We start from the raw sequence: 24,356 nt of genomic DNA, 5'->3' as shown, positions 1-24,356 counted from the left end.
GCAGTGTGCGGTTCTACCACGCCGGTGCTGGCGCAGCAACGCCAGTGGAACTCGTTCCCCGCTTGAGCCTCTTACAGCTGAGTGCCGCGCCCTCAGGCACCCCATTCCTTCCGGAGGTTTCGCCATGCGTCAGCTAATTCTCATTCCTGCTCTCATGCTTCTGCTGCCTGCGGGCGCAGCCTTCGCCCGCGTGGATGGTCGTGATGTCGCCACCTCTGCCGGCGTGTCCGCCTCGCTCTACTCCACCTTCAAGGATGACAAGCGCATCCTGCCGGCCCGTGACGAGCTGTCGGCCTTCGTCGCCAGCGGTGGCGAGATCCGCGGCGCCTACGTTGAATCGGCACTGCAGCAAGTGCGCCAGGCCAACCCTGGCCTGCGGATCAGCGACGAGGCCCTGGCCCAGGCCATCCTCACCCAGGATGATCCGCTGGCCGCCAACTGAGCCAGCCAGGCACGAAAAAGCCCGGGCCACCGCAGTGGACCCGGGCTTTTTCATGCCCGCGTGATCAGGCCTTGAGGGTGGCCATGTCGATCACGAAGCGGTACTTCACATCGCCCTTGATCATGCGCTCGTACGCTTCGTTGATGTGGCGGATGTCGAGCATCTCGATGTCGCAGCTGACGTTGTGTTCGGCGCAGAAGTCGAGCACTTCCTGGGTCTCGGCAACGCCGCCGATCAGCGAACCTGCGATCACACGGCGCTTGAGTATCAGGTTGGCAGCATGAATCGGTGGGTCGATCGGCTCTACCAGGCCGACCAGGATGTGCACGCCATCGTAGGTGAGTGTTTCCAGGTAGGGATTGAGGTCGTGCTGCACCGGGATGGTGTCGAGCAGGAAGTCGAAGTGACCGGCAGCGGCCTGCATCTGCGCCTGATCGGTGGACACGATCACATGGTCGGCACCTTGACGGCGGGCCTCAGCAGCCTTGGCCGCCGAGCGGGTGAACAGCGTGACTTCGGCGCCCAGCGCCTTGGCCAGCTTGATGCCCATGTGGCCCAGGCCGCCCATGCCGAGGATGCCGACCTTGTGCCCAGGGCCTACACCGTGGTGCTTGAGCGGCGAGTAGGTGGTGATGCCAGCGCAGAGAATCGGCGCCGCAGCGGCCGGGTCGAGGCCTTCGGGGACGCGCACCACGAAATGCTCGCTGACCACGATGCTGCTGGAGTAGCCGCCCATGGTATTGCTGCCATCGACCCGGTCCGGCGTGGCGTAGGTCATGGTCGGACCCTCTTCGCAGTACTGCTCCAGGTCGGCCTGACAGGCTTTGCACGAGCGGCAGGAGTCAACCATGCAGCCAACGCCGACCATGTCGCCCACCTGATAGCGAGTCACATCGCTGCCCACGGCCGTGACGCGGCCGATGATTTCGTGGCCAGGCATCAGCGGGTAGACGGCAATGCCCCACTCGTTGCGGGCCTGGTGGATGTCGGAATGGCACACGCCGCAGTACAGGATGTCGAGGGCGACGTCGTCCGGGCGTGGGCTGCGGCGCTGGAACTGCATGGGCGCCAGGGGGCTGGTGGCGGTTTGAGCGGCGTAACCGATGGCGGTGTACATACGTGACCTCGCGGGCAAAGTTAAACGATTCAGTTAGCGCCATTTTGCCAAGGCTGTGCACGATGGCCCACCGCAGATTCTCCGGCAGACATGCCTGATTCTCCGAACCTCGCCAAACGGTGCTGGCGCAAAAGGTTCAATCTGCGATCATGCAATTGTCTGATTCTCTACCCTGCCCCTTTACTGAAGCCCCTTCATGCACCTGACCCGCCACGTCGACGCCAATGCCACCCTGTGCACCCTGATCAGCGCCCTGGCCACGCGCCCAGGTTTTGTGCCCACCCACCTGCCTCAGGTGCAGGTGCTGAGCTGGGATCATTATGTGGCCAGCAGCCCGCAGATCTATGAGCCGAGCCTGATGATCCTTGCCCAGGGCAGCAAACTGGCGCGCCTGGGCCCGCGCACCCTCGAATATGGCGCCGGGCATTACCTGGTGCAGGCGCTGTCGGTGCCGTTCATGTGCGAGACCTTCGCCACTGCCGAGGCGCCCCTGCTGGGCGTGGCAGTGGACATCGACCGTAATGTGCTGGCCGAACTGGTGCAGCACCTGCCAGCGGCCGCCGAGGTACAGGCGCAGACCCCGCAATCGATGACCTCCGCTGCCCTCGATGCGCCCATGCGCGCCAGCGTCGAGCGCTTGCTCGAATGCCTGCAAGACCCGCTCGACGCCCAGGTGCTAGGCCCGGCGCGCGTGCGCGAGGTGCTCTACACCGCCCTGCGTGGCCCACAGGCCAGCGTACTGCGAGCCCTGATGGAACAGCAGGGGCACTTTGCCCGGATCGGCGCGGCGTTGAGTTTTCTGCGTGAGCACTACCCCGAACCGCTCGGCGTAGAAAGCCTGGCCGAGCGCGCCAACATGAGCGTGTCGACCTTCCACGAGCACTTCAAGCGCTGCACCGAGCTTGCGCCCATGCAATACCTCAAGCGCTTGCGCCTGCTCAAGGCGCAGCAGATGTTGCTGGGTGAAGGTGTGGGCGTGGCGCAGGCCGCGCATCGGGTGGGCTACCAGAGCACCTCGCAGTTCAGCCGCGAGTACAAGCGCCAGTTCGCCCGCAGCCCCGGCGAAGAGCAGCCCTACCAGAGCCTGCCCGTGTGAGGATCAATGACTGCGCTGCTGCTGGCGCTTCCAGCGGGCCAGGTTGCGCGTCACCCATTGCTCGGCCATGTCGCTGCTGACCAAGGCCTTCATCAAGTGCGCCAAGCGCTCGCGCAGCGCCGCGGTATTGCACGGCGAGGCCTTGGACAGCGCCAGGTACAGGCCTTCACTGGAAATCGGCGGATCAAGCACGCGCAATGCAGCGTCGATGCCCAGTGATTGCGCCATTGCCGCGCCCGGGTAACGCTCGTAGATCAGGTAGTCGGTGCGCTTGTGCAGCAGCTTTTCGAAGGCCTGACTGGCCGTTGGAACGGCTTCCAGGTCGAGGTTGGCCTCGGCGTAGTCGTCAAAGCCCTGGCCATAGCTGTTGTTCACCAGCGTGCCGCCTTTGTGGCCCTTGAGGTCAGCCCAGGAGGTGTACGTGAACGACGCCTCCTGGCGCACCCAGACCACGCTGCGGGTGGTGGTAAAGGCCGGGCTGATGAAATCGGTGGTCTGTTCGCGGTGTTCAGTCCGAAAGTAGCCGGCCATGCCATCGACGCGGCCCAGGCGGACTTCTTCCTGGGCCCGCGGCCAGGGCCCGGTGTAACGCACCTGCACCCTCAGCCCCAACTGAGTGGCCACGTAGTCGATCAGGTCAGCATTGGCGCCGATCAGCCGGCTGGGGTCGTCGGGGTCGCGCCACAGGTAGGGCGGGTATTCCGGGTTGCCAGTGACGGTGAGCTGGGTGCAGTCCTCGTGTGCCTGGCCGAGCGAAACACCGAGCAACGAGCAGAGAAGCAGGCACGCGCAGCGCTTGAGCATTGACGACTTCCCGGCAAAAGGTTTGCAGATGGCATTGATGCTAGTACAGAGTGACTCGCTGGAACGTTGCTTTCGGACAGTTCTGCGAGCGATTTCCCACAATTGCTTGATCGACCGCTTGGGCCTGATCAGCCCAATGGCGCTGATCGCCCGCGCCGGCTGTCGCGCGCCGCCACACCGGCCTGGTTAGCCTGCACGACACTGCAAAGGATTCGCCAACAAACCGCGCTCGAACACCTGCTCGTGGCGCTGCGCAACGCCAGCCCTCAAGGCCGCCGGAATTGGGCATAATGCCCGCCCTTTTTTCCGCACACTGCACAGGTCAGCCATGAAAGCCCAAGCCCGCCACATCCTGGTCAAGACCGCCGCCGAGGCCGAACAGCTCAAGCAGCGTATCGACAAGGGCGAGGCGTTCGATGTCCTGGCCCGCAAATACTCCACGTGCCCGTCCGGCAAACGCGGCGGTGACCTCGGCGAAATCCGCCCGGGGCAGATGGTCGGCGCCATCGACCAGGTGATTTTCAAGAAGCCACTGCGCGTGGTGCATGGGCCGATCAAGAGCAAGTTTGGCTACCACCTGGTGCAGGTGTTCTACCGCGACTGATTCGTTGCAGCGCGCCGCGTACCTGGTATTTTTGTCAGTTGTCACCCTCGTACCAGGCGCGCACCATCGCAGGCGACCACCCGTCCTGGAGTCGCCCCATGCGTGCCTTCTTCGTCGCTACCGGTGTCACCCTCGCATCGCTCATCTCCACCGACCTGCAGGCCGCCTGCACCTTCAGCCCAGGACTGGGTGATGACGCCTATACCTGCGACAGCGCGAGCGCGCCAGGGCTGGTCGACGTGCAGGGCAACAACAGCCTGGCCCTGCCTGCCGGCGGCACCGGGGTGATCGCCGGCAACGTCCTCTTCGGGCCCGGCCAGGATACGCTGGACATGGCCTCGGGGCGCATCGAGGGGTCGGTCAACCAGGGGGCGGGCATCGACACCTTCAGCATGACAGGCGGGGTCATTACCGGCGGCGTCAACCAAGGCGACGGGCTTGACCGTTTCTTCATGCGCGATGGCTGGATCGTTGGCACGTTCGACAGCGGCGACTACGCCGAGATGGACGGCGGACGTATCGGCACCGTGAACATGCGCCTGGACCAGAACACCTTTCTGATGCGCGGCGGCACCATCGACCGCAACCTGGTGACCGGTTTCGATCGCGACTACGTCGAGCTGTTCGCCGGCACCATCGGCGGCAACATCAGCGTCAGCGGCGGCGATGACCGAGTGCTGATCCACGGTGGCAGGTTGGGTGGCGACGTACTGATGAGCACCGGCAACGACCAGTTCAGCTGGGACGGTGGCAGCATCGGCGGCCTGGTGCAGATGGGCCCGGGCGATGACCGGGCACTGCTGCGCCAGCTCGGACCTGAGCAGTTGACCATCACCGTGGATGGCGGCGACGGCCAGGACGCCTTGCGCTTCGAGCAGAGCAACGCCAGCCAGGGCAGCCTGTACCCGAACTGGGAGCAGGTCGAGCTGGCCGACAACAGCCGCTTCACCCTCGACGACACCTGGGTGCTGGGCGATGCTGCCAGCAGCACCGGCACTGTCGCAATCGACGCCAGCAGCCAGTTGCGCTCGCGCAGCGGCGTGATTCGCGCCTTCGCCGCCGACCCGCCAGCCACCTTGAACAACGCCGGGCTGATCGACCTGAGCAGCAGCGATGGCATGGGCCGCCTGACGGTGCAAGGCAACTACGTCGGCAGCGACGGCACCCTGAAACTCGCCAGCGTGCTGGCCGGCGACAACGCGCCGTCCGACCGCCTGGTGGTCAATCAAGGCAGCATCGACGGCCGCACGCTGCTGGTGATCAACAACCTCGGCGGTGTGGGCGCAGCGACTACGGTCAATGGCATTCAGGTGGTCGAGGCAGGTGCGGGAACCACCAGTTCCGCAACGGCCTTCGTGCAGACCCAGGTGCTCTCGGCCGGGGCCTATGACTATCGGCTGTTCAAGGGTGGGCTGACGGCAGGCAGTGAAAACAGCTGGTACCTGCGCTCGACGCTGGCCGCACCGGTGGTGCCACCGCCCCCTGCAGAGCCGCCGGTGGTGACACCTCCGACCGAAACGCCGGTCGAGCCGCCAGTGGTGACGCCACCGATCGAAACACCGGTCGAGCCGCCATTGGTCACCCCGTCCCCTGAGACTCCCGTCGTGCAAGCCCCGGCGGTGACACCGCCGGTCGCTGCCCCGGCGCTGGGCCAGTCCGACCTGCCCGTCGCCGCACCTGGCAACAGCGTGCCGCTGTATCGCCCGGAAGTGCCGGTCTATAGCGTGGCCCCGCGCGCGGCTGCCCTCACCGCTCGGCAAGCACTGGGCACCTTTCACCAGCGCCAGGGCGATCAGCGTTTGCTGACCGGCAACGGCGCACTGCCAGCCAGCTGGGGCCAGGCGTATGGTGGGCGCACCCGCCAGCAATGGAGCGGCACCGTCAACCCAAGCTTCGACGGCGACATCGCCGGCTGGCGCGTGGGCCAGGACCTGTTCGCCTTCACCACCGATGGCGGCTATCGGCAGCAGGTCGGCTTCTATGTCGGCCATAGCCGACTGGACGGTGACGTCAAAGGCTCTGCCCTGGCCCAGAAAAATCGTGAAGTCGGCGACCTGCGCCTGGACGCCGACAGTGTCGCGGCGTATTGGACGGTGATCAGCCCGCAGCAGGCGTACCTCGATAGCGTGGTGCAATACAGCCGCCTCGACGGCCGCGCCCGCTCTGATCGCGGTGGGCGTCTGGACCTCGATGGCGATGTCTGGACAGCCTCGCTCGAGGCAGGCTATCCCATCCCGCTTTCTCCACACTGGCGCCTGGAGCCGCAGGCGCAGGTCATTGCGCAACGCACCGCACTGGATGGCGCGCGCGATCAGGTGTCGCGGGTCGACTTCGAGCAACAGACCGAACTCACCGCCCGCCTTGGCGCCCGCCTGGAAGCCGACCTGCCGCTGGACGGTGCCGCGCTGCTGCAACCCTATGTGCAGGTCAACCTGTGGCACGGCGACGGTGGGCGCGACACCGTGGTGTTCGATCAGCGTGATCGGCTCAGGACCGATTACCGGCACACCTCGATGCAGGTGGAGACCGGCGTGGTGGCGGTGTTGAGCGACCGTTTCAGCGTCCACGGCGGGGTACAGTACAGCCAGGACCTGGACGGGCGCGAGCACCGTGGGGTGGGGGCGAATGTGGGGCTGCGCTGGAGTTATTGAGGCACTGGACTTTCCGCTCTAGCGCCGTGCTGCGAGCAGCCCCATGCCTGCACACCCCAGCAGCCCCGCACTGACGCGATTGAAGATTCGTCGCGGTCGGGGCTGCTCGAACCAGCGCTGCAGGTAGGCACCAAGCCCGGCGTACAAGGCGATCGCCACCCATTCCAGAAGCAGAAACAGCGACCCCAGCCAGAGAAACTGCTCGCCCACCGGCGTAGCGCTGCCGACTGTGACGAACTGCGGCAGGAACGCGGTGAAGATCAGGATGGCCTTGGGGTTGCCTGCTGCCACGAAAAACTCCTGGCGCGCCAACTGCCAACCGCCGCGCGCGGGCTCTGCAGCATGGGCCTCGGTGTCTACGGGTGCGCGCCACAGTTGCCAGGCGATGTAGAACAAGTAGCCCGCGCCGGCCACCTTGATCAGCAGAAACAGGTACTCACTGGTGTGCAGCACCACCGCCAGGCCCATGGCCGCCAAGGCGATCATGCCGCTGAAGGCAAGCAGCCGGCCGCCCCCGGCGAGGCACGCGCGGCGCAAACCGTAGCGGCTGGCGTTGTGCAGCGACAGCAAGTTGTTGGGGCCGGGGGCCATGTTCAGGGCGAAGCAGGCGGGCAGGAACAGTAGCAGGATGGACAGGTCCATGTTTCGTCTCCTCAGGTGCCTGAACAGTCTCGGCGGCGTCCCTTGATCGCGTTAGATACAGTGACACGAGAAATGACCGGCACAGTGCGCAGCGGGTAGACTCCCCTCGCCTCCCATCCCAGGTGCTGCTACCGATGCCCGACCGTCAACACTGGCACGACCCTGCCCTGCCCTTTGTCGAAGCGCGTCGCGCCTGCGACAGTCGCGCCTGCTACAAGGCGCACAGCCATCCCACCTTCTCGATTGGCGCGGTCGATGCCGGCGTCAGCCATTTTCGCGGCGCGGCGCCCGGCACTCAGCGGCTGACGCCGGGGACGCTGGTGCTGGTGCCAGCGCAACGGGTGCATGCCTGCAACCCCGAGCCAGGCGGGGCCTGGAGCTACCAAATGCTGCACGTGGATGCCGACTGGCTGCAGCGCCTGCGCGAGGAGTCTGGCGTCGCGCAGCAAACACCGGGCACGGCGGCGTGCGTCAGCCACGATGAGCCGCTGTACCGGCAGTTCTGCCAACTGACCGCGCTGCTGTTTTCCAGGGCCTGCGCGCTGGAGAAGGAAACCGCTCTGGTGAACTTCATCGGCACCTTTGACGAACATGCCTTCGCCCCGCTGGCCATGGCCCCGGCCGAAGACCACGCCGCATTGGCGCTGGTCGCCCGCCTGAGCGCGCTGGCAGACGAACAACTGGCCCGCCTGAGCCTGCACGCCATGGCCGGTTGGGCCGGGCTCGGCCGGTATGCGCTGATTCGCGCCTTTCACCGCGCCACTGGCCTGACCCCACATGCCTGGCTGCTGAACGCACGGGTGAACCGCGCGCGTGAGCTGCTGCGCCAAGGCACTGAGCTGGCCGAGGTGGCGTATCGCTTGGGCTTTGCCGACCAGAGCCACTTTCAGCGGGTGTTCAAAGCCCACGCAGGGACCACGCCGGGGGCGTATCGCCGTCGGGGATGAGAAGTGAGTACTGTGCCTCGTCGGATTGAGGACTGGCGCCATCGCTGCAGCGGCGGCGCCGACCCTTGCCGCTGACGGTCCGACGGGTGCGTGTGGGACCTGATGTTCACACGGTTCATGGAGGCGCGACGTCAGCCACGAGGGACCGCGCAGCGGCCCCACTAAAGTCACCCGTTTCCAGGGGTCAACTGAACGACACTCGGCGCCCACAAAAATGCGCGCTCTTCGCCTGTGCGCCTACCGCCCGCTGATCTCCGACACCGCTGCAATCGCACTATTGTTCAATACACCGCCCTGCACGCCACGCCACCCTGCGGCCTCCTCCATTCACGAGTCCGCCCCAATGGAACAGTTTCTGCTCATCGCCCTCGCTCATTTCCTCGCACTGCTGTCGCCCGGACCGGATTTCTTTCTGGTGGTGCGCAACGCAGCCACCAGCGGCTGGAAGGTCGCCAGCGGCGCCTGCCTGGGGATCGCGCTGGCCAACGGCGTGTTCATCACCCTGGCGTTTGCCGGGCTGGCGCTGCTGCGCGAAGGCAGCCTGCTGTTCATTGCCCTGCAACTGGCCGGTTGCGCCTATTTGCTGTACGTCGGTGTGCTGTTTCTGCGGCACGCTGGCGAGCAGCCGTTCCTTGCACCAGAGGCCGACGGGGCGCGGCGCCGGGGTTGGCTGAACAACCTGCTGGCGGGGTTCGTCTGCGCGATTCTCAATCCGAAGAACGCGCTGTTCTATGCCAGCTTGGCGAGCACGGTCAGCGCCGCCAGTCTGGGCTGGAAGCTGGCGTATTCGGCGTGGATGTTCAGCATCGTGCTGCTATGGGACCTGCTGGTGGCAGGGCTCATCGGCCATCGGCACATCATGCAACGCTTCGCCCGCGCGTTGCCCGCGTTGCAACGAGGATCGGGGGCGATGCTGATCCTGCTGGCGCTGGGGGTGCTGGTGCACTTGGCGATGGGATGATCGGCGGTTGCAGCGACGCTGCGGACGGCTTCAGGCCGCGTCTGCCACCTCTTGCGCCAAGCGTGGCAAGGCGAAACCAAAGGGGATGGTCCTGGGCCCCGTACGAAAAGCCTTGATACCGGGTGATGCTGCGTTGGAACAGGCTGGGACGCCAGCCCGGTCGACATGCCCACCTACCGCAGTACGCTCGAGCGCGACCCCGGCCGTTGCTCAGCTGTTTTTGCGGGGCCGCCATCGGCCTTGCCTGAGCGGCGCCTCAAGCATTTTCATACAGGCCCTAGAACAGCTGCGCCGCCTGCCCACCTTCAAGCTTCAACAGCAACTGCTTGGCCGGCAGGCCACCGGCAAAACCGGTCAAGCGACCGCACGCGCCAATGACGCGATGACACGGCGCGATGATCGAGATCGGGTTACGCCCGTTGGCGGCGCCCACCGCGCGCACGGCCTGGGGCTTGCCAATCTGCCGGGCGATGTCGCCGTAACTGCGCGTTTCGCCAAAGGGGATAGTCAGCAATGCGGCCCAGACGTCGCGCTGGAAATCGGTACCGGTGAAGGCCAGCGGCAGGTCGAACGTCTGTCGGCTGCCGGCAAAGTAGTCGCCCAACTGGCGCGCGGTTTCCTGCAACACCGGGTGCTGGTCATCCCGTTGCAGCTCGCCCAGACGCACGCGGTTTTCCCGCTCGTTCTCCCACAGCACCGCGGCCAGGTGCTGATCACGAGCCACCAAGGTGAGCACGCCCACAGGGGAATCCATCAAGGTATAGACGCAGGACATAACCGACTCCGATTGAATGATTGATCGCCCGCACGCAGCTGCACGGGCGGATCTGGCCCAAGGCTTACCCCATCAGACTGCACCCAGCACACGGCAGACCGCCCTGCTGCAGACCAACGGTCAGTCCCTCATGAACGCCGTTGCCCCCCACAGATGAAAGACCTCACCAGCACCGTCACCCAGAACCCCATTAGCGCTGCAGAGACATAGCTGGGCACTTTGTCCAGCAGCATGAAGTACAAAACGGCCACGGCCAGCGCGAGCAACCGCACTGGTCGATGGCTGAAGCGCTGGCCGAACCGCTCGGCGGCCCGATTGAATGAGCCACTCCACTGGATCATCCGAGTACGTTCCTTGTTCCGCTAAACGTCGAGGCCCAGTCAATCGCGGCCGAATTTACTGCGCACCACCCAGGCCGAGGCCCAACCGGCGAACGTATAGAACGCATCGAGATAGAACCGCCCAAGGTAGTTTGGCAGTACCAGGCCACGAGCCTGAAGCTCGCCGCTGTCGACCATCGACGGCAGCAGCGCATAAAGCCCGTTCGGCACGATGGCCAAAGCCAGCAGCAGCACGTAGGTCAACGCCTGCACGGCCGAACCCGGTTGCCCGCAGCGCCCGGCAATGCGCAGCCCGAAATAGGCGATTAGCCCCGCCATCGGCAAGATCCACACCTGCGTTGGCAGCGCCATGAACATTTCGGCAACCAGGCTTCGGGTGGGCATGGGGAATGGCTCCGGGTAAAGCGGGCGATTATCCGGAGGTGATCGGATGGATGCAAACAAAGCCGCGTGCGTCGAACCCTGCGCGGTGTCTGAGGCAGAGGGGGCGTGCCCAGTGGGCCGGCATCGCCGCGTTGAACGGCGACGCTGGCCCTTGCGTTCAGCCGAGCACCTTGTCCACGGTCAACGGGAAGTCCCTGATACGCCGGCCGGTGGCGTGATACACGGCGTTGGCGATCGCTGCGGCGACACCCACCACCCCAATCTCCCCGACACCCTTGGAGCCCAGCTCGTTGACGATATCGTCCGGCTCGTCGACGAACACGACCTCCACCTCACCCATGTCGGCATTCACCGGGATGTGGTACTCGGCCAGGTTATGGTTCATGCAGCGGCCCAGGCCGTGGTCGATCTCGGCCTGCTCGTGCAACGCCATGCCCACGCCCCACACCACGCCGCCCAAAATCTGGCTGCGCGCGGTTTTCGGGTTGATCACTCGCCCTGCCGCGATCGCACTGACCACGCGGCTGACGCGCACGGTGCCCAGCGCTTCATCCACACGCACCTCGACGAATACCGCCGAGTGGGTCGCGCAGGCAAAGCCCTGGCGCTTGGAGCCTGGCTCAGCGGTGATCTGCACCTCGAGCGCGGTGTCCTCGGCACCTTGCAGCAGGTCGCTGAGCGCGAAGCGCTGTTCGCCCACGTGCAGTTGCCCCTCGCGCACCTGGAAGTCTTCTGCCGCCATGCCGGCCAGCGCCGGGAAACGCGACTTGGCCAGTTCCACCAGCTTGCCGCGCAACAGCTGACACGCCTGGCGGACCGCCGAACCCACCGACGACACGGTGAACGAGCCGCCCTGGAGCGGCGCCGTTGGCAGTGAGCTGTCGCCGAGCTGGAAGGTGACGTCGTCCATGGCCATGGCGGCGGCATCGGCCGCGATCTGGGTCATCACGGTGTAGGTGCCGGTGCCGATATCGGTGGTGGCACTGCTGACCCACAATCTACCTTGGGCATCGAGCCGCGCCTTGGCACTGGCTTTCATCTGCATCGACTCCCACACACCGCCCGCCATGCCCCAACCAATCAGTTCATGGCCATCCTGCTGACTACGCGGGGCCGGGTTGCGCTGCTCCCAGCCAAAACGCCGGGCGCCCTGCTCATAGCAGTCCATCAGCGCCTTGCTCGAATACGGCTTGCCTTCGTTGCCATTGGTGTCGGTGAAGTTGACGCGGCGCAGCGCAACCGGATCGATGCCCACCTGCTCGGCCAGTTCGTCCATGGCGCATTCCAGCCCGATCAGGCCCAGGGCGGCGCCCGGCGCACGCATGTCCAGCGGCGTGTAGACGTCCAGAGGCACCAGTTGGTAGGCCATGGCGACGTTATCGCAGCGGTACAGCATGCCGCTCCACTGCACCACGTTTTCACTGAAAGCCTCGAAACGTGAGGTCTGTCCGGTGGCCTCATGACGGATGGCGAGCAAGCGGCCCTCACCGTCCGCGCCCAGTTGCAAACGCTGCAAGGTGCGCGGACGGTAGCCGAAGGTGAACATCTGCTGCCGGGTCAGGGTGACGCGCACCGAGCGCTTGAGCTTCAGCGCGCCCATCACGGCCAACACCAACTGATACTGCGGGCGCAGCCCGGAACCGAACGCACCGCCGACATAGGCCGCGCAAACGCGCACCTGCTCTTTGTCCAGCTTGAAGATCTCTTGCACGAAGGCCTGGCTGTTCTGCGTGCCTTGGGTCTTGTCGTGGACCAACAGGCTGCCGTCGTCCTGGTAGATCACCGTCGAGGCATGCGGCTCCATCGGGTTGTGGTGCTCGTTGGGCGTGCTGTAGGCCGAATCCATCGTGAACGCCGCGCTCGCATAAGCCTTGGCGAAATCGCCACGGGGCTCGGGCAGCTCGGACGGCGAGTCGTAGGCATCGGCCAAGGCGTCGCGCAGGTCGGTCTGGTGCGGCTCGGGGTCGATGTCGATCTGCACCAGGCTACCGGCATAGCGCGCCAGCTCCAGGCTTTCGGCAATCACCAGCGCCAGGGGTTGGCCGCTGTACAACACGCGGTCGTTGAACAAGGGCCGGAACGGGTGGCCGTCAGCGGCGTCCTGATCCTGGTAGGCATCGTCGTCACCGGCCATGGGCGGGCGATTGAGGTGGTGCAGCACCTCGATGACGCCGGGCAGCTCAAGGGCTGCGCTGCAGTCGATATGGCGGATGCGGCCGTGGGCGACGTTGCCGCTCACCACGCTGCCGTAAAGCAGGCCTTCATCGGGGTACTCACCGGCGTAGCGAGCCTGGCCGGTGACCTTGGCCGGGCCGTCGGTGCGGTCCAGCGGTTGTCCGCTGACGGGTTGCGCGCTCATGAGGTGGCTCCTGACTGACGCTGCTGGGCGGTGCCCAATGCGCGGATGATGGCATTGTGCGCGAGGGTGACCTTGAAGGCGTTGTGCGCCAAGGGTTGGGCACCGCTCATCATGACGCGGGCGATCTCGGCATAGGTATCGGCGGTGGCAGGCTGGCCTTGGAAGCGGGCTTCCAGGTCTGGCTGGCGCCACGGCTTGTGGGCGACCCCGCCGAGGGCCAGGCGCAGCTCGCCGATGCGATCGCCGTCCAGTGTCAGTGCGGCGGCCACTGACACCAAGGCAAAGGCGTAGGACGCACGATCGCGCACTTTCAGATAATGCACATGCTCGGCAAAACGCGGTGCGGGCAATTCAATGCCGGTGATGAGTTCGTCATCGCTCAGGCAGTTGTCGCGCTCAGGCTCATTGCCGGGCAGGCGATGAAAGTCAGCGAAGGCAATCTGCCGCGTGCCCTGCCGGCCCTGGACATGCACGGTCGCGGCCAGCGCGGCCAGCGCCACACACATGTCCGAAGGGTGCGTGGCCACACAGTGCTCGCTGGCGCCAAAGATCGCGTGGTTGCGGTTCAGGCCGGTGCGCGCCGAACAGCCGCTGCCGGGTTCGCGTTTGTTGCACGGGGTGCCGGTGTCGTAGAAATACGGGCAACGGGTGCGTTGCAGCAGGTTGCCGCCACTGCTGGCCATGTTGCGCAGCTGCGGCGAAGCACCGGCCAGAATGGCCTGGGACAACAGCGGATAATCGGCCTCGATGCGCGGGTGGCGGGCCAGTTCGGCATTGCCCACCAAGGCGCCGACCAACAGACCACCGGCAGCCGTTTCACTCACCTCGCGCAGCGGCAGGCCGGTGATATCGATCAGGCGGCGCGGTTGTGCAACGTTCTCTTTCATCAGGTCGAGCAGGTTGGTGCCGCCGGCGATGAAGCGAGCATCCGGGCCGGCAAGGCGCACGGCAGCCTCGATGTCGGCGGGTTTGCTATAGGCAAAAGGCATCATGGGCGTGCCCCTCCCTGATCGCTGCCGATCAAGGCAGGCAGCACCTCTTCCACGGCCGCGATGATATTGCCGTAGGCGCCGCAGCGGCACAGGTTGCCGCTCATGCCCTCTTTGATCTCGTCGCGGCTCAGGGCCTTGCCTTCACTGGCCAGGGCCACGGCCGAACAGATCTGCCCGGGCGTGCAGTAACCACATTGAAATGCGTCGTGGCGGATGAAAGCGTCTTGCACCGCGTGCAGGCGGCCGTCTTCGTCCAGGCCCTCGATGGTGGTGATGCTGTCGCCGTCGCACATGATCGCCAAGGTCAGGCAGGCGTTGACGCGCTGGCCGTTGCGCAGCACGGTGCAGGCGCCGCATTGGCCGTGGTCGCAGCCTTTCTTGGAGCCGGTCAGGTCGAGCTGCTCGCGCAGCAGGTCAAGCAGGGTCAGCCAGGGCGGCACTTGCAGCGTGTGCTGCTGGCCGTTGATGGTCAGCGCCAGCGGCTGGCTGGCCGGAATGCACTCGGAATCGCTCATTTCTGAAGCCTCACGGTCGGAATACTGTCGTTATGCGCAGCGCAGCTGCTTATTCAGGTCCGACCGGGTGTGATCCTCATGCGTTCAAAGCAACTGAAACCTTCCAGCTCAGAGGTTGCAGCCACAGCGCCCGCGCCCTGTGCGGCGCTGGTGCTGGCCGCCGGCCGCGGGCGCCGCTTCGGCAGTGACAAGCGCGTGGCGCCAATGGCCGATGGCCAGACGTTGCTGGCCGCGACGCTGGCCCGGGTGCAGGCCCAGTTCGATCAGGTGTGGGTGGTCATCGCCGGGCATGACGATGCCCAGGCGCTGGGTGTGCCGCCCGCGGTCAAGGTGGTGCGGGCCCAGCAGGCCGAGAGTGGCATGGGGGCGAGCCTCGCTGCCGGTATCGCTGCGCTGGCAGACAGCCCTTGCGAAGTGGCGGCGGTGCTGCTGGGCGACATGCCCTGGCTGGCCGAAGGCACACTCGCCCGCCTGCGTGAAGCGGCGACGGCGCAGCACATCGTGGTGCCCGAGTGCCAGGGCCGACGCGGACATCCGGTGCTGTTCGGGCAGGCATTCTGGCCCGAGCTGGCCCAGCTGCAGGGCGACCAGGGCGGCCGCGTGGTGCTGCTTGCCCACCCTCCGGCGTTGCGGGTGATCGAGGTCGAGGATCCAGGCGTCTGGCGAGACGTCGACACCCCGGCCGACCTGCTCGGCCGTTGAGCTCGACCGCCGGCCAACGGTCGCCTGCGGCATTTGCCGTGGCAGCGTTTCCGAACCCACACGGTTTGTATTATGGTGGCGTGTGCGCATCATCTGCACGGACAAGACAATCGAGGGTGTCATGAGCAACGAAAGCATTAATTGGGACAAGCTGGGCTTCGACTACATCAAGACCGACAAGCGCTACCTGTCCGTGTGGCGCAACGGCGAGTGGGACAACGGCACCCTGACCGACGACAACGTGCTGCACATCAGTGAAGGCTCCACGGCCCTGCACTATGGCCAGCAATGCTTCGAGGGCTTGAAGGCCTACCGTTGCAAGGATGGCTCGATCAACCTGTTCCGTCCTGAACAGAACGCCGCGCGCATGGCCCGCAGCTGCGCCCGCCTGCTGATGCCGCAGGTATCGGCCGAGGTATTCATCGACGCCTGCAAACAAGTGGTCAAGGCCAACGAAAAATTCATCCCACCGCACGGCAAAGGCGCGCTGTACCTGCGCCCGTTCGTGATCGGCACCGGTGACAACATCGGCGTGCGCACCGCGCCGGAGTTCATCTTCTCGGTGTTCGCCATCCCGGTCGGCTCGTACTTCAAGGGCGGCATGAAGCCGCACAACTTCCAGATTTCCAGCTTCGACCGTGCCGCCCCACAAGGCACCGGCGCGGCCAAGGTCGGTGGCAACTACGCCGCCAGCCTGCAGCCCGGCGCGCAAGCCAAGAAGGCCAACTTCGCCGACGCCATCTACCTCGACCCGCTGACCCACAGCAAGATCGAGGAAGTCGGCTCGGCCAACTTCTTCGGCATTACCGCCAACAACGAATTCGTCACGCCGAAGTCACCGTCTGTGCTGCCGGGTATCACCCGCCTGTCGCTGATGGAGTTGGCGGCCTCGCGCCTGGGCCTGACGGTCATTGAAGGCGACGTCGAGATCAACGCCCTGGACCGTTTCATCGAAGCCGGTGCCTGCGGCACCGCTGCGGTCATTACTCCCATTGGCGGTATCGAGTACAACGGCGAGCTGCACGTTTTCCACGATCTGGAGAAGGTCGGCCCGGTCACGCAGAAGCTGTACAACGAACTCACCGGCATTCAGAGCGGTGACGTCGAGGCGCCGGCTGGCTGGATCGTCAAAGTCGCCTGATCCGCTTGCGTCAGTGCGCGGGGTGCACCTGCGGTGATCGGTCCATCAGGCTGACACCGCCGGTCGCACCCCGCGTTGCGTTTGGCCAGATGAATTTTTCTTAAATCGCCCAACGACTATTCTTTGGCACAATTCCCGCTCAACCCGCCGCCCAGGACTAAGCATGCCCCGCGTACTGACCATCGAAGATGACGCCGTCACCGCCCAGGAAATCGTCGCCGAGCTGTCCAGCCACGGCCTCGAAGTGGACTGGGCCGACAATGGTCGCGAAGGGCTGTCCAAGGCCATCGGCGGCGGCTATGACCTGATTACCCTCGACCGCATGCTGCCCGAGGTCGACGGCCTGACCATCGTCACCACCCTGCGCAGCCTGAAGATCACCACGCCCATTCTGATGATCAGCGCACTGTCGGACGTCGATGAACGCGTGCGCGGCCTGCGCGCCGGCGGTGACGACTACCTGACCAAACCCTTCGCCTCGGACGAAATGGCCGCGCGCGTCGAAGTGCTGCTGCGGCGCAACAGCGTGCCGGTGACCCAGACCCGCTTGCAGGTCTGCGACCTTGAGCTGGACTTGATCAGCCACGAGGCACGCCGCGGCCAGCAGACGCTCAACCTGCTGCCCACCGAGTACAAGCTGCTGGAATTCCTCATGCGCCACGCCGGCCAGGTCATCACCCGCATGATGATCTTCGAGGAAGTCTGGGGCTATCACTTCGACCCGGGCACCAACCTGATCGATGTGCACATCGGTCGCCTGCGCAAGAAGATCGATTGCCCCGGCCAGACGCCGCTGATCCGCACGGTACGGGGTTCGGGCTATGCCATTGCCGAACCCGTCTAAGGGCTGGAGTTCGTCCACCAGCCGCTTGCTGGCGCTGTACAGTTTTCTGTTCGTGGCCTGGAGCAGCATCCTCATGGGAGTGCTGTATTTCGAGGTCTCGAACTACCTGAACAAACTGACCCGCCACTCGATGCTGCAGCGTCAGCACCTGTTCGCGCACATGAGCGGCAAGCAACTGGACGACGCCCTGGTCGCCAGCCAGGCCTTCGAGCAGCGCGCCTTCGATGCCTATGGGCTGTTCGATGCCCAGCTCAACCCGCTGGGTGGGCGTATCCGCGCCTTCCCGCCAGGGCTCGAGCTCGACGGCAACATGCACGAGCTCAAGCAGTGCCTGGAGGTCGGCACGCCGCACCTGCCGCAAGACAGCTGCGACGCTGTGGCCATCCACATCAACGACGGCCGCTGGCTGGTGCTGCTGCGCGACAACGGTTCGCTGTTCGTGGTCACGCGGATCATTCTCGATGCTTTGCTGTGGGGGATTTCCCTGACCTTGATCCCGGGGTTTGCCGGTTGGTACTGGCTGCGCCGACGCCCCCTCAAGCGCATCCGCGCGGTGCAGGCCAGCGCCGAGCTGATCGTGGCCGGAGACCTCACCCACCGCTTGCCGCTGTCCACGCGTCGCGACGAGCTGGACATGCTCGCCGCCATCGTCAACGCCATGCTCGATCGCATCGAGCGGCTGATGCACGAAGTCAAAGGCGTGTGCGACAACATTGCCCACGACCTGCGCACGCCCTTGACGCGCCTGCGTGCCCAGCTTTACCGCATCCGCCAGCAAAGCCCGGAACAAGACCCGCTGGCCGAGGCGCTGGACCAGGCCATCGGAGAAACCGACACGCTGATGGCGCGCTTTCGTGGGCTGCTGCGCATCAGTGAGCTGGAAGACCGCCGCCGCCGCGCAGGCTTCGTCGAACTCGACCCGCACAGCCTGCTGCTGGAACTGCACGACTTCTACCTGCCCCTGGCCGAAGACGGCGCCATTCGCCTGAACCTGCAACAGCCTGCGCACCTGCCGCCGCTCAATGGCGACCGGGAACTGCTGTTCGAGGCCCTGGCCAACCTAGTGGGCAACGCCATCAAGTTCACCCCCGAAGGCGGCCAGGTGCGCATCGTCGCGACCGCCGATGAGCACGCACTGCGGGTGGCTGTGGAAGACAGCGGGCCCGGCATTCCAAGGGATGAGCGCCAGGCCGTGCTCAAGCGTTTCTACCGCAGCGAGGAAGGCCATCGGCATGCCGGATTCGGCTTGGGGTTGTCGATCGTGGCGGCCATCGTCGATTTGCACGGGTTCAGCCTGGAGGTCGACGACAGTGAGCTGGGCGGCGCGCGGTTGGTGCTCAAGTGCCCGCGCCAGAGCGCCTGAAGATGCTGCCCAAGGGCAAACGGTAGAGGTCCGCCCGCCGCAAGGCGCCGTGCTGTGGCTCAAAGCACTGGGCCGCGCAGATTTCCGACACTGCGCAAAATGGCAGGCGCGTAGGTCCGGCGCTCCCGTCAGCCGCGATGGGCGGCGCAGCCGGCCTGACCCACTCCCTCACCCCAACGCCTGGCGCACTTTTTCAAGCAGGTCAGCGATCTGGAACGGTTTGGTCAGCAGGTCCATGTCTTCGCCCAGAAACGCCTGCCTGTCGAGCGCCGTCTCCGCGTAGCCGGTCATCAGCAGCACCGGCAGGCCCGGCCGGTAAGTGCGGGCCATGTCGGCCAGCTCGCGGCCGCTCATGTCCGGCAGCCCGACATCCGAGAGCAACAGCTCGATACTGGTGTCTTCGCGAAGCAGGTCGAGGGCCTGCTCGATGGTTTCGGCCAGGCTGCAGCGATAGCCGGCATCGATCAGCACCTCGACCACCGACAGGCGCACCGAGGCCATGTCTTCGACCACCAGCACATGCTCGCCCTGGCCCGGTTGCTCGAGCCGCGGCGGCGGTACGGCGCAGTCGGCCGCTTCACCACTGGCTGGCAGCATGAGGGTCACTTCGGTACCGCGCCCTACCCCACTGCGCAGCGCCACATGGCCGCCCGACTGCAGCGCGAAGCCATAGATCGTCGACAGGCCAAGCCCGGTGCCCTGCCCCAGCGGCTTGGTGGTGAAGAACGGATCGAACACCTTGTCCAGCACCGCCGGTTCGATCCCGGCGCCGTTGTCGCGCACGGTCAACGACACGTAAGGCCCATCCTTGAGATTCGGGTCACCGCTGGACCACACCGCCGAGGTGGTGACCTCGATGGTGCCGCCCTTGGGCAGCGCATCGCGCGCGTTGATCACCAGGTTGAGCACCGCGCTTTCCAGCTGCACCGGGTCGACCAAGGCAATGGCTGGGCGGCTGGACAGCGACAGCCCCAGACGGATGCGCTCGCCGATGGTCCGGGTCAGCAGGTCCTGCAGCGACAGCACATGGCGATTGACGTCGACCGGACGCGTGTCCAGCGGCTGCTGCCGGGCGAAAGCGAGCAGGCGATGGGTCAGCGAGGCGGCGCTCATGGCCGAGCTCAAGGCCGCATCGGCATAGGTCGGAATCTTTTCCAGACGCCCCTCGCCCACCCGCTTGCGGATCAGCTCCAAGCTGGTGATGATCCCGGTCAGCAAGTTGTTGAAGTCATGCGCAATGCCGCCGGTGAGCCGCCCCAGCCCCTCCATCTTCTGCAGCTGCAGCAGTTGCGCCTCGGTGCGCACGCGCTCGGCCACTTCCTTGGCCAATTGGCTGTTGGCATCGTCCAGGCGCGCCAGGTGCGAGCGCTCGCGGTGGCGGTGTTCGGTGACGTCTTCGACGAACGCCAGGCACAGCCCAGGCGCGCGGTAGGGTGACAGCTGCCATTCGGTTTCACGCGGCTGGCCGTGCTGGGTCATGCCCAGCATGCCGCGCCAGCGTGTGCCTTCGGCCAGGTGCGCGCCCAAGGCCTGAAGCACCGCTTCCTGGCCTTGCGCGAAACACTCGCGCAGATAGCCTGGGGTGCGGTTGTCCTGCATCAGTGTGGTGAACGCATGGTTGCATTCATGCACCTTGAGCTCGGCATCGAGCACGGCGATCGGCGCCGAAACGTTGTCGAAGATTTCGCGGAACTGCGCCTCGCTTTCGCGTAGCGCACGCTCGCTGTCACGCACCCGCAGCAGCGTACGCAGGGTCGCCAGCAACACATCCGGGTCGACCGGGTGGATCAGATAGGCATCGGCGCCGTTGTCCAGGCCCGTGATGATGTCGCCGGTCTGAATGGCCGCCGCCGACACGTGAATGATCGGCAGCAACGCCGTGCGGCTGTCCTGACGCAACACGCGAACCACATCGAAGCCGCTCATGTCGGGCAGATTGACGTCCAGAATCAGCGCATCGACCACGGTCTCGCCGAGCAGCGTCAGGCCCTCACCGCCCGTACCCGCCTCAAGCACCTCGAAACCATGCATGGCAAGCCTGCGCCGCAGTGCATAGCGGGTCACCAGGTTGTCGTCGACAATCAGCAGGCGAGCATCATTGTGCATCTGCACGCTCCTGAGTCAGCGCCAGCGGAATCACCACCCAGAACGTCGAGCCCTGGCTCGGCTCGCTCTGCACGCCGACCTCGCCACCGAGCAGCTCGGCGAAGCGCTTGCACAGCGACAGCCCAAGGCCGGTGCCGCGCAGGCGCTTCTGCAAGGGCGAATCGACCTGGCTGAAGTCCTCGAACAGCGTGCCCAGCAGCTCAGGTGCAATGCCGATACCGGTGTCGCTCACGGCGAACCGAATGCGGTCTTCAGGCAAGAGCTGCGCAGAGATGCGGACTTCGCCGCGCACAGTGAACTTCAGCGCGTTGGCGATGAAATTGCGCAGAATCTGTGTGAGTTTCTTGTCATCGGTATACAACTTAGGCAAACCTTCGGGGGCCTCGAAGATCAGGTCCACTTCGGTGCTGTTGACGATCGGCCGGAACATCCCGCGCAAGGCGGTGAACAGGTCAAGCATGTCGAACCAGGCCGGTGAGATGGTGATGCGCCCGGCCTCGATCTTGGCCAGGTCGAGCAAGTCGCTGACCATGTCAGAGAGCTCTTGGGTGGCTGTACTGACGAACGCCACTTGCTTGTGCTGTTCCGAAGAGAGCGGGCCATCCAGTTCATCGGCCAGCAAGCCGGTGATGCTCAGGATCGAGCCCAAGGGGGTGCGGAACTCGTGGCTCATGTAGGCCAGGAAACGGCTTTTCAGCTCAGAGGCCTGGCGCAACTGCTCAGCCTGGTTGTCCAGCTCGGCATACAGCGCCAGCACACCTTGGTTGGTTTCATCGAGCTCGGCACGCAGGGCCGTGCTTTCGGCCTGCAGGCGGGTGATCAACGCCGCCTGCTGGGCAACGTCGGGGGAAGTCGTGTCAGGCATGGCTGAGCTCCAGGTCGATGACCAGCACGGTTACATCATCGCGGCCGCGACAGAAGTCGCGGTGCAGTACAGCGGCGATCACTGCCGGATGGCGGTGAATCAGGCCAGGGTAGTGATTCAGGTTCCAGCGCGACTGCAGCCCGTCGCTGTAGAGGATAAGCAAGTGGCCATCAACCTGCTGGTAGTCGAACACCTGCGCCTTGCGGTATTGCCCGCCGACGATCCCCGCCATCGACGCCAGGCCGCGGGTGCGTTCGCCCTTGATCAGCGTGGCGCCGATGTTGCCGATACCGACGAAGTGCAGCGCCTGCGAGGTTGCGTCGCACTGGGCGATGGCCACGGCGCCGCCACGGGTGCCGTTCATGTCCACATGAAGGCGTTCGAGCAGCGCCTGCGGCGCCTCGAACGGTGCATCGGCAAATGCCCTGGCCCCGGCCTTGGCGGCCTTCTCGGCCTCCTCGCCATGGCCCAGGCCATCGATCACCAACGCGCTGAGCAGCGGCCCACGCACAGCGATGTGCCAGGTGTCACCACAGGCCGGATCGTCGTGAAGCGAATGCTGGCTGACTCCTATGCGCAAGTCGGCGCTGCCGTCATCACCCGGATAAAGCCGCGCCAGCACCACCGAGCCTTTGGCATCGGTGTGCACATCGAACACCTGAGCACTGCGCGACACGCTGCCCAGACCAATGCCCTGGGTGCCGCCGGTGGAAAAACCATCGGCCATGCAGCGCAGCGGGTCGAAGCCTTGGGCGCTGTCCACGCTGAGCAGCTCGATCCCCGATTTGCCGTTGGCACGTGGCAAGTGGCGCAGGTGCAGCGCGCCATGTTGGGCATGCTTGAGCACGTTGCTGGCCAGTTCCGTGGCCACCAGCGCGACACGCCCGGCATCACCCTCGTCAAAGCCGACCTCCTGTGCCAGCTTCAGCGCCATGCGCCGGGCGTGCCCGACCTGGCTGGGATCATCGAGGGCCAGGACCTGGGTCAGGCTGGCGCAAAGGGTCATATCCATCGCGTGATCGTGATCCTCGTACCCGCACCCGGAGCGGTATCCAGGTCGAACTCGTCCACCAGCCGGCGCGCGCCGGTCAAGCCCAGACCCAGGCCACCCCCCGAGGTCCAGCCGTCGGTCAGTGCCAGGCGGGTATCGGCGATACCCGGGCCTTCGTCGCGAAACAGCAGGCGCAGGCCGACACGGCCCACTTGCTCGACCACGGCCCAGTCCATGTCACCGCCACCGCCGTAGACCACGGTATTGCGTGCCAACTCACTGACGGCGGTCACCAGCTTGGTCAGGTCGACCAGACGCATGCCCTGCTCGGTGGCTAACTTGCGCGCGAACTGGCGCGCCAGCACCACATCTTGTTCGATCCGCACCGGCAAGCTGCCGCTCTGCGAGACGTTCATCGATGGGCCACTCGCTGGCGCAGCACCTGCATACCGCGCTCGACATTGAGCGCAGTGCTGACGCCCGGCAGGGTCAGGCCCAGCTCGACCAAGGTAATGGCCACGGCCGGCTGCATGCCCACCAGCATGGTTTCGGCGTCCATGATCCGCGACAAGCCGGAAATGCTGGCGATCATGCGGCCAATGAAGGAATCGACCATGTCCAACGCCGAAATGTCGATCAACACGCCGCGTGCCGACGTGCGGCTGATGCGGTCGGTCAGGTCTTCCTGCAGGGTCAGCGCGAGCTGGTCGTGCATGTCGACCTGGATGGTCACCAGGAGAAATTCGCCCATCTGCAGAATAGGAATGCGATCCATGGCTCAGCCCCGTGCGTCAACGCCGAGATCCAGGCGTTTGATCGCCAGTTTCAGCGCATCGGCCAGGTTGGCCTTGGTGGTGATGGTGCTCAGGTCCAGGCCCAGGTGGACGATGGTCTGGGCGATCTGCGGACGCACACCGCTGATGATGCAGTCGGCGCCCATCAGACGAATGGCGGTCACGGTCTTCAGCAGGTGCTGGGCCACCAGGGTATCGACGGTCGGCACGCCTGTGATGTCGATAATGGCGATTTCCGAGCCGGTGTCGACGATGCGCTGGAGCAACGACTCCATCACGGTCTGGCTGCGCTGCGAGTCGAGCGTGCCGATCAGCGGCAGGGCCAGCACGCCATCCCAGAGCTTGACCACCGGGGTGGACAGTTCGAGCAGCTCATCCTGCTGACGTCGAATCACCGCCTCGCGGGTGACCTGATACGTGCGCACGGTGTGCATGCCGAGGCTGTCGAGCAACTCGGAAATGATCAGCAATTGTTCAGCGAGCGCCCCCGGCTGGTCTTTGTATTGTTGCTGCAGCAGCCTGAACAGCGGGCCTTTGAGGGCGAAAATGAAATACGCGGTCTGGTGCGAGTCGTGGCCAAGCTGGGCACGCGAAGACGAGAGCTTTTCCAGAAAACGCCGAAGCTCTTCGGAGCCTGCGCCCGTTGCGTCGGCATCTTGCAGACTGGCGAGGAGTAATTGCAGAAAACCACTGGTCTGCTGGCGCAGATCCTGCTCCTTCAGGTTACGCGTCGCGCCATTGGCTTCCAGACCAACGATCCACTCATCCAGCAGTTGGCTCTGATTGTTGTTGATCGCATCCAACGTACTGCCCTGCAATGCTGCCATATACCGAGTGCTCCAGAGGGGGAGGAAAGCCGAAATGACTGGCCTGCAGTCAGTGACCGTGGCCAGTGCGAATAGTTTGTGTGGATTACAGCA

The 24,356-nt window shown here is 65.2% G+C and carries 25 protein-coding genes; 10 read left to right on the top strand and 15 right to left on the bottom strand.

The window, feature by feature from the left end:
- Positions 1–124 precede the first annotated feature (124 nt).
- Complete coding sequence (locus tag SJI00_RS07785) at positions 125–442, top strand: DUF2388 domain-containing protein (RefSeq protein WP_322461150.1); 318 nt, start codon at positions 125–127, stop codon at positions 440–442.
- A gap of 64 nt (positions 443–506) precedes the next feature.
- On the opposite strand, the gene SJI00_RS07780 is transcribed toward SJI00_RS07785, so the two are convergent.
- Positions 507–1,559, bottom strand: a complete 1,053-nt coding sequence (locus SJI00_RS07780; protein WP_322461149.1) for an NAD(P)-dependent alcohol dehydrogenase — start codon at positions 1,557–1,559, stop codon at positions 507–509.
- 196 nt (positions 1,560–1,755) lie between these two features.
- Here SJI00_RS07780 and SJI00_RS07775 point away from each other — a divergent pair, with 196 nt between their 5' ends.
- On the top strand, positions 1,756–2,655 hold the full coding sequence (locus SJI00_RS07775) for an AraC family transcriptional regulator (RefSeq protein WP_322461148.1): 900 nt from the start codon (positions 1,756–1,758) through the stop codon (positions 2,653–2,655).
- 3 nt (positions 2,656–2,658) lie between these two features.
- On the opposite strand, the gene SJI00_RS07770 is transcribed toward SJI00_RS07775, so the two are convergent.
- Positions 2,659–3,459, bottom strand: a complete 801-nt coding sequence (locus tag SJI00_RS07770; protein ID WP_322461147.1) for a substrate-binding periplasmic protein — start codon at positions 3,457–3,459, stop codon at positions 2,659–2,661.
- A 328-nt stretch (positions 3,460–3,787) separates the two neighbouring features.
- Here SJI00_RS07770 and SJI00_RS07765 point away from each other — a divergent pair, with 328 nt between their 5' ends.
- Positions 3,788–4,063, top strand: a complete 276-nt coding sequence (locus SJI00_RS07765) for a peptidylprolyl isomerase (protein WP_312936271.1) — start codon at positions 3,788–3,790, stop codon at positions 4,061–4,063.
- A gap of 98 nt (positions 4,064–4,161) precedes the next feature.
- Complete coding sequence (locus tag SJI00_RS07760) at positions 4,162–6,714, top strand: autotransporter family protein (protein ID WP_322461146.1); 2,553 nt, start codon at positions 4,162–4,164, stop codon at positions 6,712–6,714.
- 18 nt (positions 6,715–6,732) lie between these two features.
- Here the strand turns inward: SJI00_RS07760 and SJI00_RS07755 are convergent, their stop codons facing one another.
- Positions 6,733–7,356, bottom strand: a complete 624-nt coding sequence (locus SJI00_RS07755) for a LysE family translocator (protein WP_322461145.1) — start codon at positions 7,354–7,356, stop codon at positions 6,733–6,735.
- A 134-nt stretch (positions 7,357–7,490) separates the two neighbouring features.
- Between SJI00_RS07755 and SJI00_RS07750 the strand changes: the two genes are divergently transcribed.
- Complete coding sequence (locus SJI00_RS07750) at positions 7,491–8,303, top strand: AraC family transcriptional regulator (RefSeq protein ID WP_322461144.1); 813 nt, start codon at positions 7,491–7,493, stop codon at positions 8,301–8,303.
- Between the two features lie 343 nt (positions 8,304–8,646).
- Complete coding sequence (locus SJI00_RS07745) at positions 8,647–9,264, top strand: LysE family translocator (protein WP_322461143.1); 618 nt, start codon at positions 8,647–8,649, stop codon at positions 9,262–9,264.
- Between the two features lie 277 nt (positions 9,265–9,541).
- Here the strand turns inward: SJI00_RS07745 and SJI00_RS07740 are convergent, their stop codons facing one another.
- From SJI00_RS07740 to SJI00_RS07715, 6 genes are all read right to left on the bottom strand, one after another.
- Complete coding sequence (locus SJI00_RS07740) at positions 9,542–10,039, bottom strand: methylated-DNA--[protein]-cysteine S-methyltransferase (RefSeq protein ID WP_322461142.1); 498 nt, start codon at positions 10,037–10,039, stop codon at positions 9,542–9,544.
- A 128-nt stretch (positions 10,040–10,167) separates the two neighbouring features.
- Entirely contained in the window at positions 10,168–10,380 is a 213-nt protein-coding gene (locus tag SJI00_RS07735; protein WP_322461141.1) for a hypothetical protein, read from the bottom strand.
- 39 nt (positions 10,381–10,419) lie between these two features.
- Complete coding sequence (locus tag SJI00_RS07730; protein WP_322461140.1) at positions 10,420–10,737, bottom strand: hypothetical protein; 318 nt, start codon at positions 10,735–10,737, stop codon at positions 10,420–10,422.
- A gap of 184 nt (positions 10,738–10,921) precedes the next feature.
- Positions 10,922–13,123 carry a xanthine dehydrogenase family protein molybdopterin-binding subunit gene (locus tag SJI00_RS07725; protein ID WP_322461139.1) on the bottom strand — a complete coding sequence of 734 codons (2,202 nt, stop codon included), beginning with the start codon at positions 13,121–13,123 and terminating at the stop codon, positions 10,922–10,924.
- Complete coding sequence (locus SJI00_RS07720) at positions 13,120–14,115, bottom strand: FAD binding domain-containing protein (RefSeq protein WP_322461138.1); 996 nt, start codon at positions 14,113–14,115, stop codon at positions 13,120–13,122. The genes SJI00_RS07725 and SJI00_RS07720 overlap by 4 nt, the downstream gene beginning before the upstream one ends.
- Positions 14,112–14,630 (bottom strand): (2Fe-2S)-binding protein, encoded by a 519-nt coding sequence (locus SJI00_RS07715; RefSeq protein ID WP_322461137.1) that lies wholly within the window; start codon positions 14,628–14,630, stop codon positions 14,112–14,114. The genes SJI00_RS07720 and SJI00_RS07715 overlap by 4 nt, the downstream gene beginning before the upstream one ends.
- Before the next feature lie 78 nt (positions 14,631–14,708).
- Here SJI00_RS07715 and SJI00_RS07710 point away from each other — a divergent pair, with 78 nt between their 5' ends.
- The 4 genes from SJI00_RS07710 (at position 14,709) to SJI00_RS07695 (ending at position 18,680) form a co-directional block, all read left to right on the top strand.
- The gene (locus SJI00_RS07710) at positions 14,709–15,332 is read left to right on the top strand and encodes a nucleotidyltransferase family protein (RefSeq protein WP_322461136.1); all 624 of its coding nucleotides are present in this window, start codon (positions 14,709–14,711) and stop codon (positions 15,330–15,332) included.
- A 121-nt stretch (positions 15,333–15,453) separates the two neighbouring features.
- A complete protein-coding gene (locus SJI00_RS07705) occupies positions 15,454–16,473 on the top strand; it encodes a branched-chain amino acid aminotransferase (RefSeq protein ID WP_322461135.1) in 1,020 nt (339 codons plus the stop codon).
- 163 nt (positions 16,474–16,636) lie between these two features.
- On the top strand, positions 16,637–17,317 hold the full coding sequence (locus tag SJI00_RS07700) for a response regulator transcription factor (RefSeq protein ID WP_312935133.1): 681 nt from the start codon (positions 16,637–16,639) through the stop codon (positions 17,315–17,317).
- A complete protein-coding gene (locus SJI00_RS07695; protein WP_322461134.1) occupies positions 17,295–18,680 on the top strand; it encodes a sensor histidine kinase in 1,386 nt (461 codons plus the stop codon). The genes SJI00_RS07700 and SJI00_RS07695 overlap by 23 nt, the downstream gene beginning before the upstream one ends.
- 168 nt (positions 18,681–18,848) lie before the next feature.
- Here the strand turns inward: SJI00_RS07695 and SJI00_RS07690 are convergent, their stop codons facing one another.
- Genes SJI00_RS07690 through SJI00_RS07665 form a run of 6 tightly spaced genes read right to left on the bottom strand, consistent with a single transcriptional unit; the run spans position 18,849 to position 24,263 of the window.
- Positions 18,849–20,786, bottom strand: a complete 1,938-nt coding sequence (locus SJI00_RS07690) for a response regulator (protein ID WP_322461133.1) — start codon at positions 20,784–20,786, stop codon at positions 18,849–18,851.
- On the bottom strand, positions 20,776–21,651 hold the full coding sequence (locus SJI00_RS07685; protein WP_322461132.1) for a sensor histidine kinase: 876 nt from the start codon (positions 21,649–21,651) through the stop codon (positions 20,776–20,778). Before SJI00_RS07685 ends, SJI00_RS07690 begins: the two co-directional genes overlap by 11 nt.
- Positions 21,644–22,657: an ATP-binding protein gene (locus SJI00_RS07680; RefSeq protein ID WP_322461369.1), complete on the bottom strand. Its 1,014-nt coding sequence runs from the start codon at positions 22,655–22,657 to the stop codon at positions 21,644–21,646. Before SJI00_RS07680 ends, SJI00_RS07685 begins: the two co-directional genes overlap by 8 nt.
- Positions 22,654–23,058 (bottom strand): anti-sigma regulatory factor, encoded by a 405-nt coding sequence (locus tag SJI00_RS07675; RefSeq protein ID WP_322461131.1) that lies wholly within the window; start codon positions 23,056–23,058, stop codon positions 22,654–22,656. Before SJI00_RS07675 ends, SJI00_RS07680 begins: the two co-directional genes overlap by 4 nt.
- Positions 23,055–23,417 carry an STAS domain-containing protein gene (locus SJI00_RS07670; protein ID WP_322461130.1) on the bottom strand — a complete coding sequence of 121 codons (363 nt, stop codon included), beginning with the start codon at positions 23,415–23,417 and terminating at the stop codon, positions 23,055–23,057. The genes SJI00_RS07675 and SJI00_RS07670 overlap by 4 nt, the downstream gene beginning before the upstream one ends.
- A gap of 3 nt (positions 23,418–23,420) precedes the next feature.
- Positions 23,421–24,263 carry an STAS domain-containing protein gene (locus SJI00_RS07665; RefSeq protein ID WP_322461129.1) on the bottom strand — a complete coding sequence of 281 codons (843 nt, stop codon included), beginning with the start codon at positions 24,261–24,263 and terminating at the stop codon, positions 23,421–23,423.
- Between the last annotated feature and the right edge of the window lie 93 nt (positions 24,264–24,356).

Source organism: Pseudomonas gebzensis (genome assembly GCF_034427815.1).
GTDB lineage: Bacteria > Pseudomonadota > Gammaproteobacteria > Pseudomonadales > Pseudomonadaceae > Aquipseudomonas.
Note: the sequence above shows the minus strand (reverse complement) of the source record. Positions and strands in the feature narration are given on the sequence as shown.

Excerpts from the sequence above, each read along its gene's own strand:
- SJI00_RS07685 (WP_322461132.1), bottom strand. The coding sequence starts at position 21,651 with ATGCCTGACACGACTTCCCCCGACGTTGCCCAGCAGGCGGCGTTGATC.
- SJI00_RS07735 (WP_322461141.1), bottom strand. The coding sequence starts at position 10,380 with ATGATCCAGTGGAGTGGCTCATTCAATCGGGCCGCCGAGCGGTTCGGC.
- SJI00_RS07730 (WP_322461140.1), bottom strand. The coding sequence starts at position 10,737 with ATGTTCATGGCGCTGCCAACGCAGGTGTGGATCTTGCCGATGGCGGGG.
- SJI00_RS07705 (WP_322461135.1), top strand. The coding sequence starts at position 15,454 with ATGAGCAACGAAAGCATTAATTGGGACAAGCTGGGCTTCGACTACATC.
- SJI00_RS07690 (WP_322461133.1), bottom strand. The coding sequence starts at position 20,786 with ATGCACAATGATGCTCGCCTGCTGATTGTCGACGACAACCTGGTGACC.
- SJI00_RS07665 (WP_322461129.1), bottom strand. The coding sequence starts at position 24,263 with ATGGCAGCATTGCAGGGCAGTACGTTGGATGCGATCAACAACAATCAG.
- SJI00_RS07775 (WP_322461148.1), top strand. The coding sequence starts at position 1,756 with ATGCACCTGACCCGCCACGTCGACGCCAATGCCACCCTGTGCACCCTG.
- SJI00_RS07675 (WP_322461131.1), bottom strand. The coding sequence starts at position 23,058 with ATGAACGTCTCGCAGAGCGGCAGCTTGCCGGTGCGGATCGAACAAGAT.
- SJI00_RS07670 (WP_322461130.1), bottom strand. The coding sequence starts at position 23,417 with ATGGATCGCATTCCTATTCTGCAGATGGGCGAATTTCTCCTGGTGACC.
- SJI00_RS07695 (WP_322461134.1), top strand. The coding sequence starts at position 17,295 with ATGCCATTGCCGAACCCGTCTAAGGGCTGGAGTTCGTCCACCAGCCGC.
- SJI00_RS07720 (WP_322461138.1), bottom strand. The coding sequence starts at position 14,115 with ATGATGCCTTTTGCCTATAGCAAACCCGCCGACATCGAGGCTGCCGTG.
- SJI00_RS07755 (WP_322461145.1), bottom strand. The coding sequence starts at position 7,356 with ATGGACCTGTCCATCCTGCTACTGTTCCTGCCCGCCTGCTTCGCCCTG.
- SJI00_RS07725 (WP_322461139.1), bottom strand. The coding sequence starts at position 13,123 with ATGAGCGCGCAACCCGTCAGCGGACAACCGCTGGACCGCACCGACGGC.
- SJI00_RS07700 (WP_312935133.1), top strand. The coding sequence starts at position 16,637 with ATGCCCCGCGTACTGACCATCGAAGATGACGCCGTCACCGCCCAGGAA.
- SJI00_RS07765 (WP_312936271.1), top strand. The coding sequence starts at position 3,788 with ATGAAAGCCCAAGCCCGCCACATCCTGGTCAAGACCGCCGCCGAGGCC.
- SJI00_RS07710 (WP_322461136.1), top strand. The coding sequence starts at position 14,709 with ATGCGTTCAAAGCAACTGAAACCTTCCAGCTCAGAGGTTGCAGCCACA.
- SJI00_RS07715 (WP_322461137.1), bottom strand. The coding sequence starts at position 14,630 with ATGAGCGATTCCGAGTGCATTCCGGCCAGCCAGCCGCTGGCGCTGACC.
- SJI00_RS07750 (WP_322461144.1), top strand. The coding sequence starts at position 7,491 with ATGCCCGACCGTCAACACTGGCACGACCCTGCCCTGCCCTTTGTCGAA.
- SJI00_RS07770 (WP_322461147.1), bottom strand. The coding sequence starts at position 3,459 with ATGCTCAAGCGCTGCGCGTGCCTGCTTCTCTGCTCGTTGCTCGGTGTT.
- SJI00_RS07760 (WP_322461146.1), top strand. The coding sequence starts at position 4,162 with ATGCGTGCCTTCTTCGTCGCTACCGGTGTCACCCTCGCATCGCTCATC.
- SJI00_RS07740 (WP_322461142.1), bottom strand. The coding sequence starts at position 10,039 with ATGTCCTGCGTCTATACCTTGATGGATTCCCCTGTGGGCGTGCTCACC.
- SJI00_RS07780 (WP_322461149.1), bottom strand. The coding sequence starts at position 1,559 with ATGTACACCGCCATCGGTTACGCCGCTCAAACCGCCACCAGCCCCCTG.
- SJI00_RS07680 (WP_322461369.1), bottom strand. The coding sequence starts at position 22,657 with ATGACCCTTTGCGCCAGCCTGACCCAGGTCCTGGCCCTCGATGATCCC.
- SJI00_RS07785 (WP_322461150.1), top strand. The coding sequence starts at position 125 with ATGCGTCAGCTAATTCTCATTCCTGCTCTCATGCTTCTGCTGCCTGCG.
- SJI00_RS07745 (WP_322461143.1), top strand. The coding sequence starts at position 8,647 with ATGGAACAGTTTCTGCTCATCGCCCTCGCTCATTTCCTCGCACTGCTG.